The sequence below is a fragment of the Rhodanobacter sp. 7MK24 genome, assembly GCF_014842995.1.
In the GTDB taxonomy this organism is placed as follows: Bacteria; Pseudomonadota; Gammaproteobacteria; order Xanthomonadales; family Rhodanobacteraceae; genus Rhodanobacter_A.
Genome location: NZ_JACYXL010000003.1, coordinates 401,073 through 415,836, shown reverse-complemented (window position 1 = coordinate 415,836; position 14,764 = coordinate 401,073). Strand labels below are relative to the sequence as shown.

At 67.8% G+C, this 14,764-nt stretch carries 12 protein-coding genes; 8 read left to right on the top strand and 4 right to left on the bottom strand.

From position 1 onward, the window contains the following. The first annotated feature begins 3 nt into the window (after positions 1 to 3). Positions 4 to 2,637, top strand: a complete 2,634-nt coding sequence (glnD, locus tag IHE49_RS08390; protein WP_192156769.1) for a [protein-PII] uridylyltransferase — start codon at positions 4 to 6, stop codon at positions 2,635 to 2,637. 62 nt (positions 2,638 to 2,699) lie between these two features. Here glnD and IHE49_RS08385 read toward each other — a convergent pair whose 3' ends face one another. Both IHE49_RS08385 and IHE49_RS08380 read right to left on the bottom strand, forming a co-directional pair. Beyond that, complete coding sequence (locus tag IHE49_RS08385; protein ID WP_192156768.1) at positions 2,700 to 3,827, bottom strand: HD domain-containing phosphohydrolase; 1,128 nt, start codon at positions 3,825 to 3,827, stop codon at positions 2,700 to 2,702. Positions 3,828 to 3,867: 40 nt separating this feature from the next. After that, the gene (locus IHE49_RS08380; protein ID WP_192156766.1) at positions 3,868 to 7,068 is read right to left on the bottom strand and encodes a diguanylate cyclase; all 3,201 of its coding nucleotides are present in this window, start codon (positions 7,066 to 7,068) and stop codon (positions 3,868 to 3,870) included. A gap of 163 nt (positions 7,069 to 7,231) precedes the next feature. Here IHE49_RS08380 and dapD point away from each other — a divergent pair, with 163 nt between their 5' ends. From dapD to IHE49_RS08350, 6 genes are read left to right on the top strand one after another with little or no spacing between them, the layout of a single operon-like run. Beyond that, a complete protein-coding gene (dapD, locus tag IHE49_RS08375) occupies positions 7,232 to 8,059 on the top strand; it encodes a 2,3,4,5-tetrahydropyridine-2,6-dicarboxylate N-succinyltransferase (RefSeq protein WP_192156764.1) in 828 nt (275 codons plus the stop codon). Continuing rightward, a complete protein-coding gene (locus IHE49_RS08370) occupies positions 8,056 to 8,412 on the top strand; it encodes a Spx/MgsR family RNA polymerase-binding regulatory protein (protein WP_192156762.1) in 357 nt (118 codons plus the stop codon). Before dapD ends, IHE49_RS08370 begins: the two co-directional genes overlap by 4 nt. 3 nt (positions 8,413 to 8,415) lie before the next feature. After that, positions 8,416 to 8,913 carry a DUF2165 domain-containing protein gene (locus IHE49_RS08365; protein ID WP_192156760.1) on the top strand — a complete coding sequence of 166 codons (498 nt, stop codon included), beginning with the start codon at positions 8,416 to 8,418 and terminating at the stop codon, positions 8,911 to 8,913. Positions 8,914 to 8,916: 3 nt separating this feature from the next. Beyond that, on the top strand, positions 8,917 to 9,981 hold the full coding sequence (locus IHE49_RS08360) for a VIT1/CCC1 transporter family protein (RefSeq protein ID WP_192156758.1): 1,065 nt from the start codon (positions 8,917 to 8,919) through the stop codon (positions 9,979 to 9,981). A 50-nt stretch (positions 9,982 to 10,031) separates the two neighbouring features. Continuing rightward, the gene (gene dapE / locus IHE49_RS08355) at positions 10,032 to 11,168 is read left to right on the top strand and encodes a succinyl-diaminopimelate desuccinylase (protein WP_192156756.1); all 1,137 of its coding nucleotides are present in this window, start codon (positions 10,032 to 10,034) and stop codon (positions 11,166 to 11,168) included. A gap of 22 nt (positions 11,169 to 11,190) precedes the next feature. Continuing rightward, a complete protein-coding gene (locus IHE49_RS08350) occupies positions 11,191 to 12,567 on the top strand; it encodes an MBL fold metallo-hydrolase (protein WP_192156749.1) in 1,377 nt (458 codons plus the stop codon). Position 12,568: 1 nt separating this feature from the next. Here IHE49_RS08350 and IHE49_RS08345 read toward each other — a convergent pair whose 3' ends face one another. Next, the gene (locus tag IHE49_RS08345) at positions 12,569 to 13,399 is read right to left on the bottom strand and encodes a helix-turn-helix domain-containing protein (protein WP_225578283.1); all 831 of its coding nucleotides are present in this window, start codon (positions 13,397 to 13,399) and stop codon (positions 12,569 to 12,571) included. Positions 13,400 to 13,540: 141 nt separating this feature from the next. On the opposite strand from IHE49_RS08345, the gene IHE49_RS08340 reads away from it, so the two are divergent. Beyond that, complete coding sequence (locus tag IHE49_RS08340; RefSeq protein ID WP_192156748.1) at positions 13,541 to 13,927, top strand: DUF3224 domain-containing protein; 387 nt, start codon at positions 13,541 to 13,543, stop codon at positions 13,925 to 13,927. 7 nt (positions 13,928 to 13,934) lie between these two features. On the opposite strand, the gene IHE49_RS08335 is transcribed toward IHE49_RS08340, so the two are convergent. After that, positions 13,935 to 14,741 (bottom strand): phosphodiester glycosidase family protein, encoded by an 807-nt coding sequence (locus tag IHE49_RS08335; RefSeq protein WP_192156746.1) that lies wholly within the window; start codon positions 14,739 to 14,741, stop codon positions 13,935 to 13,937. Positions 14,742 to 14,764: the final 23 nt, after the last annotated feature.

The window sequence follows — 14,764 nt, the reverse complement described above, 5'->3', positions numbered from 1 at the left end:
GCCATGACGACTGCGCCTCGGTTGCCCTTGCCTCCCTTACCGCGTCTGCCGCCGGCCGTGCCGCGTTCCGGCGTATCCGTGGACGCGCGGCGTGCGTTGCGGCAACTGCTCGGTGATGTGGACCGCGACCTGGCGACCGTCTTCCGCGAAGGTGCCGATGCCAGCATGCTGGCACGACGGCGTGCCGAGGCGGTGGCGCGCATCGTCGTGCATGTGTGGACGGCCTGCCTCGGCGAAGTGAGCGGCGCGGCGCTGTTCGCGGTCGGCGGATTCGGTCGCGGCCTGCTGTTTCCCCATTCCGACGTGGATCTGCTGGTGCTCGTCACGCAGCCCGAGCCGGCGCGCCTGCGTGCGCTGGAGCAATGCTTCGCCACGCTGTGGGACGTGGGTCTGAAAGTGGGGCATGCGGTGCGCGAGCCGGCACAGTGCCGTGCCCTGGCGGCCGAAGATGCCAGCGTGTTCACAAGCCTTCTCGATGCGCAATGGATGGCGGGCGATGCGGCATTGGAAGTCGCGCTGCGCGCCATCGTGGACGATCCCTCGCTGTGGCCGCCGCGCGATTACCTCGCCGCGCGACTGGCCGAGCGCGACGCGCGCCATGCGCGCCACGGCGACACGGCGAGCAATCTTGAACCCAATCTCAAGGACGGCCCCGGCGGCTTGCGCACGCTGGATTCGCTGCGCTGGCTGGGGCGCCGGCTCGCGCATGCCGGCGGTTTCGAGGCAATGCAGGATGCGGGCCTGCTGGATCCCGCCGAGCGCGCCAGCCTGTGCGATGCCGAAACCACGCTGCGGCGTTACCGCTGGGCGCTGCACCAGGAGGCCGCGCGGCCGGAAGAGCGCCTGCTGTTCGACTACCAGCGCGCGCTCGCCGTGCAGCTGGGTTTCGAGGACGAGCACGAAAAGAACCTCGGCGTCGAGCAGTTCATGCAGGGGTATTACCGCGCGGCCAGCCAGGTCGAGCGATTGGGTGTGCAGATCGCCGAACGTTTCGTCGAGCTGCTGGAGCCGCCCGGCGAAGCGAAGCCGGTGGGCGAGCATTTCGTGCGTTACGGCACGCGGCTGGCGGCGCGCGATCCAGAGTTATTCGCGCAGCGGCCGGCGGCGCTGGTGGAAATCTTCATCGCGCGGCTGGACGAGCCGGGCCTGATCGGCTTCACCGCCGACACCATGCGGCGCATCCACCAGGCTACCGCGCAACACGACGGCAAGCTGGCCGACGATCCCGCGGTGCTGGCGGCATTCCTGCACCTGCTCAAGCGCGGCGCGCCAGCGGTGGATGCGCTGTGGCGGATGAACCGGCACGGCCTGCTCGCCGCGATCCTGCCTGCGTTCGGCAAGGTGTTCGGGCGCATGCAGTACGACCTGTTCCACGTCTATACCGTGGACGAGCACACGCTGCGCGTGCTGCGCCAGATGGCGCGTTTCGCCGATCCGGATGCGCGCCGCGAATTCCCTGTCGCCTGCGATGTCTGGTCCAGCCTGGGGCAGCCGGAACTGATGCTGCTGGCTGGCCTTTTCCACGATATCGCCAAGGGGCGAGGCGGCGACCATTCCGTGCTGGGTGAGAGCGATGCACGCGCGTTCTGCGCCAGGCTGGGCTTGCCCGCTGCCGACGGCGAGCGCGTGGCATGGCTGGTGCGCTGGCACCTGCTGATGAGCACCACCGCGCAGCGGCAGGACATCACCGATCCCGACGTCGTGCGCAAGTTCACCGACGCCGTGGGCGACCGCGAGCGACTTGGCCGGCTTTACCTGCTGACCGTGGCCGACATCATCGGCACCAGCCCCAAGCTGTGGAACGGCTGGAAGGATCGCCTGCTGGTCGATCTCTACGTGGCGGCACGGCAGGCATTGCGCAGCGACACGCGGCCGGGACACGACGCAGCGGCACGCATCGACGCCTGTCGCGCGCAGGCGCTGATCCTGCTGCAGGAAGACGGTATCGCCGCGGCGACTGCCGAGCAGGCGTGGGGAGCATTCCCGGCATCCAGTTTCCTGCGTCATCGCCCCGAGCAGATTGCCTGGCAGACCGCGGCCATCGTGCGCGCGGGCGGCGTGTGGCCACTGGTCGCCGTGCATCCGCTCTCGGTGCGCGGCAGCACCGAGCTGTTCGTCTGCACGCCCGATCGCGACGGCCTGTTCGCCAGCGTCACCGCGATGCTGGACCGGCTGCATTTTTCGGTGGTGGAGGCGCGCATCCTCGGTTCGAACGCCGGCATGGCGATGGACACTTTTCTGTTGCTGGAGGCGGATGGCCAACATCCGGCCAGCGCGGATCGTGCGGAAGAACTGCACCAGCGCATGCAGCGCGCGCTGGCGCAGGGCGGGCGGATCCTGCCACCGCGGCGCAGCATGTCGCGCCAGCTGAAGCACTTCCAGATGCCGCCGCGCATCGACTTCCGGCAGGAGAGCGGGCGTACGCGCATGGCGCTGGTATGCAGCGATCGCCCAGGCCTGCTGGCTGCGGTGGCCCAGGTGCTGGTGGCCTGCGATGCGCGCGTGCACGACGCCCGCATCGCCACCTTCGGCGAGCGCGTGGAGGATTTCTTCCAGCTCACCGATCGCCATGATGCTCCGTTGGACGAAGCGCGGCGACAGCGACTGCGGCGGGCCTTGCTGGAGCGGCTGGGCTAGCCTTGCAGTGGCTCCTGTGGACGACGGGTTTCCGCACAAGGAACGCGTCCCCGGGGGAAACTTCAATCCGTTGCGTCGGCACCCCACAGCGCTTCCATGTTCACGTCGAGGTTCAGGTTCCACAGGTCCGCCACCTCGACGATGCCAAACGATTCCACGTCTCCGCTGCGCCGGATCGGCGAAACCAGGCGCAGGCCCTCCGGCGTGGTGAGCGAAGCCACCACGGGCTGGTGGCCGGCGATGCCGCGCTGGACCACGATGCCGGCCGAGCCGTTGCGCAGGCGCACGCCGGTGCCGGGCGGATAGATCCCCAGCGTCTTGATGAACACCCGGGCCAGTTGTTCGTCCAGCACGGCGTTCTCGTTGAGGAACAACCAGCGCAACGCCTGCTTCGGTGGCAGTGGCGAGCGGTGGTCGCGGCCGACGATGCGCGCGCAGTACACGTCCGCCATGGCCAGCAGGCGGGCGGGTCGGCCGACTTCCGCACCATGCTTGCCGGCGGGGTAGCCGCTGCCGTCGCCGCGTTCGTGGTGGTCGCGCACGGCGTCCAGCCAGATCGCATCGTCGATGCCCAGTTCGCGCAGGCGCGTTGCGCCGCGTTCGCAGTGCGCACGCACCGCCGCCCGCTGGGCGTGACTGATCGGGCCTTTATGCATGGCGAGTGCATCGTGCAGGGCGGACATGCCGATGTTCATCGTCAAGGCGGCGCAGACGGTGGAGGCCAATTCGTCGGCATCCAGCTCCAGTGCGATGCCGGTGATCTGGCAGACGATGGCCACGTTCACCGCGTGGCGGCTGCTGTAAGGCCCTTTGATGCACAGCAGGGCGCTGGCCAGTGCCACATCGGGGTTTGCCTCGCAGGCAGCACGCACCTGCGTGGCGATGTTCGCCAGTGTGGCCGAGAAGTTCTCACGCGCCGGGTTGGACAGCAAGGCATGCAGGCTCCGGCGAGCGCCCAGCACGCGTGCCAGTGGCGATGGCGGGGGCTCCTGCGACTCCAGCGGCAACGGTCCGCGGCATTCCTCTTCGGAGCCGTAGAACAGGCCGTGTTGCAACAGCATGTCCCGCAACGCCTCGCTGACGATGACCTGGCCTGAGCACAGCAGCAGATTGCCCCGCGCATCGTAGGCGTTGAAGCGCATGGGGCGGCCGACGATCAGCTCGCTAGTGTCGATGGGACGCCGCGGCACGGATCCTCCTTCGATTCGGTTGAGGTGGTGGAGAGGCTGTTCACTTCATCGCCTCCTGCGGTCCCGCACCAGCCCATGACGCCAGGATGGGAAGCGGCCCAGGCCCGGGCAGGCGGGCAAGCGCTTCCCGCAGCGCATCGGCGGTGTCGCCAGCCGGCGACGGAGTGGCCACGGGGGGGACGCCGGCCCAGGCATTGCGGCCTTGCCGCTTGGCCGCGTACAGGCACTCGTCGGCGAGGTTCACTACTTGTTCCCAGCGGAGTTTTTCCGGTTCGCCGGCAAAGAACGGGTAGTTGGCGAAGCCGATCGAGCAGGTGAGGTGCACGTGCTCGCCGTTGCCCAGGTCGAAGCGCTCGGCGGCCACGGCCGCACGGATGCGTTCGGCGAACTGCGGCCCGGCGTCCGGCGGGGCGGACCGGGCCAGGATCAGGAATTCCTCGCCACCCATGCGCACGGGCGTGTCGGCGCCACGGGTGGCCGACAGCAGCATGTCGCGGAACTGCTGCAGCACGCGGTCGCCGCTGGAGTGGCCCCAGGTGTCGTTGACCCGCTTGAAGTGGTCGATGTCCACCATCAGGAACAACAGGTGCATCGGCGGCAGGCCATGCATCAGCGCGTCCTGGTGATATCTGCGTGCGCTGGCCAGGTCGGGCTCGATGTGCTCGCTGAGGTAGCGGCGGTTCTTCAGGCCGGTGAGCGGATCGATGAGAACCTGCCGGGCGAGCGCTTCATTGGCCTGTTGCAATGCTTCGTTGGCCTGCGCCAACTCGGCGGTACGTTGCGTGACCAGCGTTGCCAGCGCGCGGTTGCGCCGACGCAGCGCCGTCGAGCGCCAGTGCACGAGCTGGGCCAGCACCAGCAAGGCCGAAGCGATCCATAACAGCCAGGCCCAGGTAGAGCGGTACCACGGCGGCAGGATGCGGAAGTCGAACGTGGCCTCGCGGCCCTGCTGGCCATAGACATTGCGCGCACGCACGTGGAAGCGGTAATGGCCATCGGGGAGATTGGTGTAGTCGCGGTAGGTGCTTTCGCTCCATGCCGACCAGTCGCGATCAAGCCCCTGCAGCCAGATCTGGTAGCGGGTGGCGTCGGAGAGGGTATAGCTGGGCAGGGCGAACTCGAAGCGGATCGAGTTCTGTTCCCAGGGTATGTCGGGCGAACCGGCTGTCGCGAAGTTGTCGGCGAACAGTACGTGATTGTCCGGACCGGTCGCGCGGCGCAGCAACGTGCTCAGCTGTGCATCCTGCGGTATGACGCGCGTGGAGTCGTAACGGAACAGGCCCGCGTCGCCACCCATCCACAGAATGCCGTCGGCGTCGTCCAATAGCGTGGAAATGTTGGTCCCCGCCAGCGGCTGCAGCGGGGCGGCCTTCCAACGCCAGCCTCGGGCGGTATGCACGGCATGGCGGACCTCTTTCAATCCATCGCCATGGCCGGTGTACATCCACAATTCGCCGTTGCTGTTCTGATGCAGTGCATCGATCTGCGGCGGCCCATCCGGGAACAGGTCGGCGAGCGCGGGGTCGGGTCCGAAGCGATTGCTTCGTTCGTCGAATCGATAGATGCCGTGCGCGGTGGTGAAGTGCAACGTGCCGTCGATGACGACGATATCGTTCTGCTCGGCGGGCAGGCCCGCCTCGTTGCCGTAGCGCTCGATCTTGAGGGTCCTGGGATCGCCGGGCCCCTGCCAGTCCGGCGGCAGGCCCAGGCGAATCGCGCCGCCGCCCCACAGGCTCAGCCATACATGGCCCGCTGCGTCCTGCCGGATGGTGCGCACTTCGTTCCGCACGCCGGGGATGTGGCCCTCGTCGATCCAATGATTGTTCTCGTATTTCAGCGTGCTGACGCCGTCCGTGCGGCCCACGAAGACGCGCGAGGGATCGGTGGTGGATTGCCGCAGGGAAAGCGCGGTGATCGAGAGCTGGGACTGTTGCGGAGCCAGCAGCTGTTGGAACGTGCCGCCGGAAACGGCGAACACCCCGCTGTCGCTGGCGATCAGCATCTGGTCGCCGATCTCGGCGAAACCCCAGATGACTCCTGGCACCTGCGTCACATCCTCGAAATGGGGGTTGGTGCCGCTCGCCAGGCGATACAAGCCTTCGGTGGACCCTGCGTAAAGCGTGCCGGCATGGCGATGCAATGCCTGTACGCTGCCCGGCAGTCCGCTGGACCGGTCGAAGATGGTCAGCGGACTGCCGATGTCGATGCGGGTGATGCCGTAGCCGCCGGCAATCCAGAGGCCACCCTCGCGATCCTGCATCAGCGCCAGCACCGCATTCGAGGTCAGGCCACTGTCGCGGGTCAGGGTGCGCAACAGATGGCCTTGTGCGTCGAGCAGGAGCAGGCCGCTGCGCAAGGTGCCGACGGCGAGCCGGCCGTCGGCCAGTCGGATGGCGTCATACAACTGGCCTTGCCGGACCGCGTCGTCAGCCTCGGTAATCCAGGGATGCCATGCGCCGCCATGGCTGACGAACCAACCCTGCGTACGAGTGCCTGCCAAAAGGTCGCCCGGCTGTGCGCCCGGGCCGCGCCATGCCAGCAGCGCGTAGACTTTCTCGTTGGCAAAGCGCTCGCCGCCGGGTACCGGCACCAGCTTGTCGCCGTCCAGTTGCATGAGGCCCACGCCTGTCTCGCGGACGTAGAACCGGCCGTCAACCACGAAACTCGTATGGAAGACGGCTCGCGGCTTCCATGTTTGCATTGCGCCGTTGCGATAGCGGAACAGCGTCGTCGTCGTGACGAAGACCATGCCGTCGGCCGTGGAATGGGTGGCCCAGACGTCGGCGAAGTTGCGTTCGCTCGGCGGAATCCTGTCCCGCAAGGAAACGAAGGCCAGTTGCCCGGTGGCATCCGGCTTCAGATAGCCCAGGTCGCCCACGGTGCCCATGTACATGCGACCATCCGCACCCAGTGCCAGCGAGCGCACGGTGGCCTGCTTGGGAGCCGGGATGTGTTGCCAGCGGGCACCGTCCCAGACCAGCACGGTGCCATCGTCGTTGCCTACGTAGATCGCACCTTGCTTGTCCTGCGCCAGCGCCCAGTTCTGCGCGGCGCCGCCGTAGCTCTTGGGGCTGAAGCTGTGGATGTAGTGGCGGCCGCCTTCGTAGTGGGCTGCCGTCGCGGTGGCGGACAGCGCGGGTGCGATCCATGCCATGCCGGCCAGCAGGCAACACGCAACCAACGCCAGCGCGCGGGCGAGGCGTTGCATTTGCTTGTCTATGGCGGCGACCCTTTCATCCATTGCACCCTCGCGGCAGGCCGCGTGTTGGCTGGCTCTTCTCGCAAGGTCATATCGGCCGCCGGGCACGAATCTTGAGTGGGCTGGCGATGTCTGCCGGTTTCGCTACGCCGTGCGGGCGGGCACAATGGGCATTCCCCCGCGACGATTTGGACGTCCATTCGCCATGCAGAGCATTGAATCCCTGATCGACGACGCCTTCGAGCGCCGCAACGAGCTGACCCAGGCCGAGGTCGAAACCCATCTGCGCCCAGCGGTGGGACAGGTGCTGGACCTGCTCGAATCCGGCGAGCGCCGCGTGGCCGAGCCGGACGGGCAGGGCGGCTGGAACGTCAACCAGTGGCTGAAGAAGGCGGTGCTGCTGTACTTCCGCATCAACGGCAATCGCGTGGTCGACGGAGGCCCGGCGCTCGCTTTCGACAAGGTGCCCCTGCGTTTTGCCCACGGCAGCGACGCCGAACTCGAGGGTTTGGGCGCGCGCGTGGTGCCAGGCGCGCTGGTGCGCCGCGGCGCGCACATCGCGAAGGACGCGGTGTTGATGCCCAGCTACGTGAATATCGGCGCCCATGTCGGGTCTGGCACGATGGTGGACACCTGGGCCACGGTGGGTTCCTGCGCGCAGATTGGCGCGGGCGTGCACCTCTCCGGCGGGGTCGGGATCGGCGGTGTGCTTGAGCCGCTGCAGGCCAGTCCCACCATCATCGAGGACCACTGTTTCATCGGTGCGCGCTCGGAAGTGGTCGAGGGAGTGGTGGTGGAGAAGGGCAGCGTGATCGGCATGGGGGTGTTCCTGGGCCAGTCCACCCGCATCTACAACCGCGCCACCGGCGAAACCAGCTACGGCCGCGTGCCGGCCGGCAGCGTGGTGGTGGCCGGCAGTCTGCCTGCGAAGGACGGTTCGCACAGCCTGTACGCCGCGATCATCGTGAAGCAGGTGGACGAGAAGACCCGGGGCAAGACCTCGATCAACGAATTGCTGCGGAGCGGCGAATGAGCACGACCGTCTACGGCCTGTCAACCTGCGATACCTGCCGCAAGGCGCGCAACTGGCTGGACCGCTTTACGGTGCCCTACACGTTCGTGGACTACCGCGCCAACCCGGTACCGGCGGCCACACTGAAGACCTGGGCTCAGCAGCTCGGCGGCTGGGAGGCGCTGGTCAACAAGTCCTCCACCACCTGGCGCAGCCTGTTGCCACAGCGCAAGAACCCCGGCACCGATCCCGAGTGGACCCTGCTGCTGAAGGAATATCCGGCACTGATCCGCCGCCCGGTGGTGCTGCAGGAAGACGGCAGCGTCAGCGTCGGTTTCAGCGACAACGGCTTCAAGAAACTGTTCGGTCGCTGACGGATGCTCCTGCGCCTGTGCAAGATCGCGGTGCTGGCGGCGATCGCGCTGTGGATCGCGCTGGTGGCCTTCGGCAACCTCAGCGACTACGGCAGCAACTGGCCGTTCGTACAACATGTGCTGGCGATGGACACGATCTTCCCCGACGCAAACATCCGTTACCGCGCCATCCATTCGCCGCTGCTGCAGCATGCGGCCTATGCGCTGATCATCGCGGTCGAGGTGTCGGCCGCCCTGCTGTGCTGGCTGGGCACGTGGCAGCTGTGGCGCACCCGGCGGGGCACGGCCGCGGCGTTCCAGCGCGCCAAGCGCATTGCCGTGCTGGGGCTGTCTGCCGGCGTGCTGCTGTGGCTGGGCGGCTTCGTGGCGATCGGCGGCGAGTGGTTCGGCATGTGGATGTCCAGCCAGTGGAACGGCATCGCCAGCGCGTTCCGCTTCACCATCGTGCTGCTGGCGATGTTGCTGTGGCTGGGCCAGCGCGACGACGAACTGGAAGGCTGACGCATGAGCGACCACCGCATCCGCCACTACCGCATCAATCTGCGCATCGAGCGCGACAACGCCGCCTTGTACACGCGGCTGGCCGGGCTGGCTGCCGACCCGCGGCTGGCGCGTGCGTACCGGCGCATCGCGGAGGGCGAACAGGTCAACGCGGCCTTTTGGGAATCGCGCCTGCGCGCATCGGGCGCCGCCGTGCCGTCGCCACGCATCGGTCTGCGCATACGGGTGCTGGGCTGGTTCGCGCAGGCTTTCGGCACCGAATTCGTGATGCCCACCGTGGTGCGGCTGGAACATGCCGACCACGATGCGACGCCGGTGGACCGTAGCGGCCACCGCGACCACTTCCTGCCGCCGCACCTGCGCACCGTGCGCGGCCACAGCCACCGGGCGCAGAGCGGCAACACGCTGCGCGCCGCTGTGCTGGGCGCCAATGACGGACTGGTTTCCAACGTCAGCCTGGTGATGGGCATGGCCGGTGCCTCCGCCAGCGACCGCGCCGTATTGCTGGCCGGCCTGGCCGGGCTGGTCGCCGGCGCCTGCTCGATGGCGCTGGGCGAGTGGCTGAGCGTGAACAGCTCGCGCGAGTTCTACCAGGCGCAGATCACCGAGCGGGCGGAGCGCCTCGCGGTGGCGCCCGAGGACGGTGTGAGCCATATCGCCGGCATCTATCGCGAAAAGGGCCTGGGCCACGCCGAGGCCGAACACCTGGCCGAGCACCTCACCGAGACGCCGCGCGCCGCGCTGGATACCGTTGTGCGCGAGGACCTTGGCGTCGATCCCTCCGAACTGGGTGGCTCGGCCTGGAGTGCGGCGATCTCCTCGTTCTGCCTGTTCGCGTTCGGCGCCGCGTTTCCGGTGGCGCCGTACCTGTTCCTGCGCGGACATGCCGCGTTGCTTGGGAGTGCCGCTGCCGCCGCAGTGGGGCTGGCATTGATTGGCACGGGGACCTCGCTGTTCACCGGACGCAGCATGCTGTTTTCGATCGCGCGCCAATTCGCCATCACGGTGGCCGCGGCGGCGATCACCTACGGTGTGGGGCACCTGCTCGGCACGGTGATCGCCGGCTAGGAACGGCTTGCTATGCTGCAGAGTCACGAATGCCTGCGGTGGCCTGTTTCATGTCCGATGTCCTCGACCTTGCCTGCGAACTGATCCGCCGCCGCTCGGTGACGCCGGAAGATGCCGGCTGCCAGGCGCTGCTGGCCGCACGCCTGCAGCGCGTGGGCTTCCGCATCGAGCACCTGCGCCACGGCGAGGTGGACAACCTGTGGGCCGTGCATGGTGCCGGCGGACCGACGCTTGCCTTCCTCGGTCACACGGACGTGGTGCCGAGCGGGCCGGAAACATCGTGGCAAAGCGCGCCGTTCGAACCGTCGATCCGCGAAGGAAAGTTGTACGGACGTGGTGCCGCCGACATGAAAGGTTCCGTGGCGGCGATGACCGTGGCGCTGGAGCACTTCGTTTCGACGCATCCCGGGCATGCCGGCCGCGTGGCGCTGCTGCTGACCAGCGACGAGGAAGGTCCGACCAACCTCGACGGTGTGCGCAAGGTGGCCGAAGGTTTCCGCGTCCGCGGCGAACGCATCGACTGGTGCGTGGTGGGCGAACCCTCGGCGAAGGAGAGGCTCGGCGACCTGATCCGCGTGGGACGGCGCGGCTCGCTCTCGGGCACGCTTGCCGTGCGCGGCGTGCAGGGCCATGTGGCCTATCCCGAGAAGGCGCTGAATCCCATCCACGCCTTCGCGCCGGCCCTGGCGGCGCTCGCCGCCGAACGCTGGGACCAGGGTAACGCCGATTTCCCGCCCACCTCGTTCCAGGTCTCCAACCTCAACGCGGGCACCGGCGCGACCAACGTCATCCCGGGCGAGCTCACCGCACTCATCAACTTCCGCTACTGCACCGCGAGTCGCGCCGAGGACCTGCGCGCGCGCGCCGAATCCATCCTCGCGCAGCACGGCCTGAACTACACGCTGGCGTGGAACCTCTCCGGCGAACCCTTCCTCACGCCGCCAGGCGGCCGCCTGCGCGAAACCGTGGTGGCGGTGTGCCGCGAACTGTGCGGCACGGAGCCCGAGCAAAGCACCGGGGGCGGCACTTCGGACGGTCGTTTCATCGCGCCGCTGGGTGCGGAAGTGGTGGAGCTCGGCCCGGTCAACGCCACCATCCACAAAGTGGACGAGTGCGTGGACGTCGCCGAGCTGGAGCGCCTGCCGGCCTTGTATCAGGCGATCTGCGAGCGGATGCTGGCGATCTGACTACGCGACAGACGGAGGCGGTATGCGTATCGAGTTCCACGGTGCGGCAGGTGGCGAGGTCACCGGGTCATGCCATCTCATCGAAGCGGCGGGCAAGCGCATCCTGTTCGATTGCGGCATGGTGCAGGGCGGCCGCGAGGCTGACGCGCGCAACGCCGAGCCGTTCGCGTTCGCCCCGGCCTCCATCGATGCGCTGGTCATCAGCCATGCGCACATCGACCACATCGGCCGCGTACCGCTGCTGGTCAAGCGCGGCTTCAAGGGTCCGATCTATGCGCAGGCAGCCACCTGCGACCTGTTTCCCATCATGCTGCTCGACGCCGCCTCGTTGTCGGAGCACAACGCCGAGCGCACGAACCGCGAACACGCATCCGGCCAACCCGAGGTCGCGCCGCTCTACACCGCCGCCGATGTCATCGCCGCGCAAGCGCAGCTGCATCCGCTGCCCTACGAAGCCGACACGGACATCCTCCCCGGCGTGACGCTGCGCCTGCACGAGGCGGGGCACATCCTCGGTTCGGCGATGCTGGAGCTGCGCGCGGACAGCCGTTCGGTGCTGTTCACCGGCGACCTCGGCATGCGCGGCACGCCCATCCTGCGCGACCCGGCACCGGCACCGCGCACCGACCTGATCCTGATGGAATCCACCTACGGCGACCGCAACCACAAGGATCGCGCCGCGACCGTGGCCGAGCTGGGTCAGATCCTCGCCGCGGCGCGTGCCGACGGCGGCAACGTGGTGATCCCCGCGTTCGCGGTGGGGCGCAGCCAGGAGTTGCTCTATTGGTTCGCCGAACACTTCGAAGACTGGAACCTCGCGCCGTGGACGATCTTCCTCGACAGCCCGATGGCGGCCAAGGTGATGGCGGTCTACGACCACCACGAAGAATTGTTCGACGCCGATGCCGCGAAGGTCTGGCAAGGGCGCATCAAGCCATTCAAGCTGCCTAACCTGCGCGTCAGCGCGGGCGTGGAGGACAGCAAGGCGATCAACCGCATCCATGGCGGCGCCATCGTCATCGCCGGCTCCGGCATGGCCAACGGCGGGCGCGTGCGCCATCACCTGGCCAACAACCTCGCCTTCGCGCGCAATCACGTGATCTTCGTGGGCTACCAGGCCGCCGGCACGCTGGGCCGGCTGCTGGTCAACGGCGTGAAGCAGGTGCGCCTGTTCGGCGAGGAGATTACGGTGCGCGCGCGCATCCATACCGTGGGCGGTCTGTCCGCGCATGCCGACCAGCAAGGCTTGCTGGAGTGGTACGGCGACAGCCCCAGCCATCCGCCGGTGGCACTGGCGCATGGCGAGAACCCCGCGCGCGAAGCGCTGGTGGCGATGCTGAAGCAGCGCTTCGGTATCACGGTAACGCTGTCGCAGCCGGGCATGCGGCTGGAGGTCTGACTCAATCCGCGTGCTGGCGCCGCGCGTAATCCGCCGGTGCGCAACCGACCAGGCGGCGGAAGTCGCGGATGAAATGCGCCTGGTCGTAGTAGCCGAGGGCCAGCGCCAGCTCGGTCCAGGCCAGCTCGCGGCCAGCTTGCAATTGCGCCACCGCTTCGTGCAGGCGATAGCGTGCAATCACCCATTTCGGACTGACTCCCACGTAGTCGCGGAACAGCCGCTGCAGGGCGCGCAGGCCCATGCCGGCGCGCTCGGCCAGTTGCTCGGCGCGTAGCAGTTCGCGATCGTTCGCTGCCTGCGCTACCAGGGCGCGAGCCTGCACTGCGAGCGGGTCGGGAGCGGGCGCCGTCGCCAACAACAGAGGTTCGACCAGGGCCACCATCGCGGCGATGTCGGTGCAGGCGGGAATGGCGGGCACGACGTCGTCGATGCCGGCTCCGAATACTTCGCGGGCGTGCAACGAGCGATTCGCCAACGCGCCTACCGATCCGCGCAGGAAGGCGTGAAAGCCGCCTGCGGCGAACTTCACTCCGAACACCGTTTCGCAGCCTTCCAACGTGCGACGGTAGCGACCTTCGTGCACGCCCCATACTCTCGCTTCGCCGCGTTCCAGCACCAGGTGCACGTTCGGGTGCGGCAGCGTCTCCTGCTGTTGCGGCGGACGATCGCGCAGGTCCCAGCGCACGCACCAGTAGTGTTCGACGAAGGCGGCCAGCGCCGGCGCGGGCGCCTGCCGTGCATGCCCGAACGCGCCATCGCCGAGGCGCATGTGCAGCACACCGCGCGGCGCATCGGTGGCGATGGAGTCGGTGTGTCGCGTTTTTCCAATCATCGGCGGCGGGGCGGTGCTGGAATGTGCAGGTGCCAGCCACGATCATCGCAGAGGCTTCGCCACGACACGATGGTTTCGTCGCAGCCCTGTCTCGCCACCCGGTCTCGTCGCAGCGGCCGCCACCCCTACGGAGGATTCACCATGCAAGCCAGCGGCATCTTCACGGTAAAACTCGAACCGCAATCGCCTGCACATGCCGACAGCGGGTTGGGCCGCATGGGCATCGACAAGCGGTTCAGCGGTGACCTCGAGGCGCACAGCCTGGGCGAAATGCTGGCTTACCGCAGCGCGGTGGACGGTTCGGCAGGTTACGTCGCGATGGAGCGCGTGGCGGGCGCGCTGCACGGCCGGCATGGCACATTCGTGCTGCAGCATTCGGGCACGATGGATCGCGGCGCTTCCGCGTTGCTGGTGAGCGTGGTGCCGGACTCGGGCACCGAAGAATTGTCCGGATTGACCGGCACGCTGGCGATCCACATCGATGCGCAGGGCGGTCACTCGTACACGTTCGACTACCAGCTGCCGTGATGCGGAATCACTGCGGCACGAATACCGCGAAGATGCCCGCATAGGGCTTCACGAGAAAGGCCGGTGCGCCGGCATAGCCTTCGCCTTCCACGAAGATCTGCGAGATGCTGCCGTCGAGATACAGCGCGTCGCGGCAGCCGAGCTTGTCGCGGAACAACCGCGCGAAGCCGTGGAAATTCACCGGTACTTCGCTCACCGCAAAGACCACTTCGGTGGGCGATTTCGCGCATACCCCGCTGCGCCACTTCAGACTGCCCGAGTCGTCCACGAAATTGGGGTTGAGCTGGCCGTCGATGACCAGCATCGGGCCGGACTGGGTGGCCCAGCGCACCGGCTTGCCGTCGGCCTTGAACGCCGCGCTGGTGCGCACCGCCGCGTGGCCGTCGGGGTAGATCGCGAACACGCCGTTCGGCAGCAGCGAAAAGTTGCCCGAGGCCGGGTTGCCGTGCGCCATGTTCAGCGGCACCAGCGTCTTGCCGTCTTCCACGTACAGGCCCAGCGGCTTGCTCTGGCGGTCGTAGATGCCGGCGTTGGCAGCGAACAGCAGGTGCTGGCCGCGCGACTCGCCCCACTGTTGCAGGGTTTCGACATCGCCAAAGGCATCGCCGCTGTCCGGGTCGCGCCAATGCAGGCTGAGTGGATCATGCTTCAGATCAAGCGACACCACGCGATAGTTCTGTCCATCGAACACCAGTTCGCGGCTCACCGGTATGCGCGACGACGCGCCGCAGGCGGCCGTGCCGGCGAGCAGCGCCAGCAACACGAACTGGCGGGGGAAACAGGCAGCGAAGCGGGAGCGAAACGTCGTGCACATCTGCCGATGGTCGCATGCCCGGT

Excerpts from the sequence above, each read along its gene's own strand:
- glnD (WP_192156769.1), top strand. The coding sequence starts at position 4 with ATGACGACTGCGCCTCGGTTGCCCTTGCCTCCCTTACCGCGTCTGCCG.
- IHE49_RS08380 (WP_192156766.1), bottom strand. The coding sequence starts at position 7,068 with ATGGATGAAAGGGTCGCCGCCATAGACAAGCAAATGCAACGCCTCGCC.
- dapD (WP_192156764.1), top strand. The coding sequence starts at position 7,232 with ATGCAGAGCATTGAATCCCTGATCGACGACGCCTTCGAGCGCCGCAAC.
- IHE49_RS08370 (WP_192156762.1), top strand. The coding sequence starts at position 8,056 with ATGAGCACGACCGTCTACGGCCTGTCAACCTGCGATACCTGCCGCAAG.
- IHE49_RS08365 (WP_192156760.1), top strand. The coding sequence starts at position 8,416 with ATGCTCCTGCGCCTGTGCAAGATCGCGGTGCTGGCGGCGATCGCGCTG.
- IHE49_RS08360 (WP_192156758.1), top strand. The coding sequence starts at position 8,917 with ATGAGCGACCACCGCATCCGCCACTACCGCATCAATCTGCGCATCGAG.
- dapE (WP_192156756.1), top strand. The coding sequence starts at position 10,032 with ATGTCCGATGTCCTCGACCTTGCCTGCGAACTGATCCGCCGCCGCTCG.
- IHE49_RS08350 (WP_192156749.1), top strand. The coding sequence starts at position 11,191 with ATGCGTATCGAGTTCCACGGTGCGGCAGGTGGCGAGGTCACCGGGTCA.
- IHE49_RS08345 (WP_225578283.1), bottom strand. The coding sequence starts at position 13,399 with ATGATTGGAAAAACGCGACACACCGACTCCATCGCCACCGATGCGCCG.
- IHE49_RS08340 (WP_192156748.1), top strand. The coding sequence starts at position 13,541 with ATGCAAGCCAGCGGCATCTTCACGGTAAAACTCGAACCGCAATCGCCT.
- IHE49_RS08335 (WP_192156746.1), bottom strand. The coding sequence starts at position 14,741 with ATGTGCACGACGTTTCGCTCCCGCTTCGCTGCCTGTTTCCCCCGCCAG.